The organism is Cytobacillus purgationiresistens, from assembly GCF_030813235.1.
In the GTDB taxonomy this organism is placed as follows: domain Bacteria; phylum Bacillota; class Bacilli; order Bacillales; family Cytobacillaceae; genus Cytobacillus; species Cytobacillus purgationiresistens.
In genome coordinates this window covers 1-1,215 of sequence record NZ_JAUSUB010000081.1, presented here as the reverse complement: position 1 = coordinate 1,215, position 1,215 = coordinate 1, and the positions used below count along the sequence as shown (strand labels likewise).

The window sequence follows — 1,215 nt, the reverse complement described above, 5'->3', positions numbered from 1 at the left end:
TGGATAGGCTACACTTAGTTAGACAGAATTTTTAAGGTCAAGTAGACTACATATAATACTTTCAAGGAGAATCTACATGACTAAAAGAGAACGCCGAACATTTACTGAAGAATTCAAACAACAGATCGTGCAGCTGTACCAAAATGGTAAACCAAGAAAAGAGATTATTCGTGAATATGACCTGACTCCTTCTTCTTTAGATAAGTGGGTGAGTCAGAGTCAAAACTCTGGTTCTTTTAAGGAGAAAGACAATATAACAGATGAACAAAAGGAATTAATGGAACTCCGAAAGCGAAATAAGCAACTAGAAATGGAAAATGACATTTTAAAGCAAGCCGCGCTGATACTAGGACGAAAGTAAATGTAATCAAGAATAATCAACACAAATACTCGATATCAGCAATGTGTAAAGTCCTACAACTACCAAGAAGCACTTATTATTATGAAGCGAAAGAAAGGGCAGCTGAGGATAACATGACTTCCGATGTGATCGACATATTTCAAGCAAGCCGTCAAAATTATGGGACACGTAAAATCAAAGTAGAGATTAAAAAACGAGGCCTCATCGTTTCTAGACGAAGAATTGGCCGTATTATGAAAGAGCAAGGCCTTGTCTCTACTTATACCGTAGCTCAATTTAAGCTTCATTCGAAATCATGTAATGAATCAGAACTGAAGAATGAACTCAATCGCAATTTTGATCAAGAAGAAGAAATGACAGCGATTGTCAGCGATTTGACGTACGTAAGAGTCAATCAAAAATGGCATTATGTATGTATATTTGTCGATCTCTTTAACAGGGAAATCGTGGGTTACAGCGCAGGTCTAAACAAAGATGCGTTACTTGTCTATCGTGCTTTCGCCTCTATCAAGATGGACCTTCATAAAATACAGATTTTTCATACTGATCGTGGAAATGAGTTTAAAAACAACCTGATTGACAATGCTTTAAAGACATTTAATATTCAACGATCTTTAAGTATGAAGGGTTGCCCATATGACAATGCGGTAGCTGAGGCGACCTTTAAAATCATCAAAACAGAATTTGTTAAAGGTCGACAATTTGATAGTTTAGAAGAATTAACAATTGAATTACAGGACTATGTCCATTGGTATAATCACATACGAATTCATGGGACACTTGGTTATGTAAGTCCAATTGATTATAAACTTGAACACCTTAAAAAAGTTGTCTAGTTTAGTGTTGACATACCA

At 35.8% G+C, this 1,215-nt stretch carries 1 protein-coding gene; it reads left to right on the top strand.

Features of this window, described 5'->3' with window-relative positions; translation table 11 throughout:
* The first annotated feature begins 76 nt into the window (after nt 1-76).
* A protein-coding gene (locus J2S17_RS28755; protein ID WP_307480823.1) for an IS3 family transposase occupies nt 77-1,197 on the top strand; the annotation gives its coding sequence in 2 pieces (ribosomal slippage) (nt 77-326 and nt 326-1,197; 1,122 coding nt in all).
* The last annotated feature ends 18 nt before the right edge of the window (nt 1,198-1,215 follow it).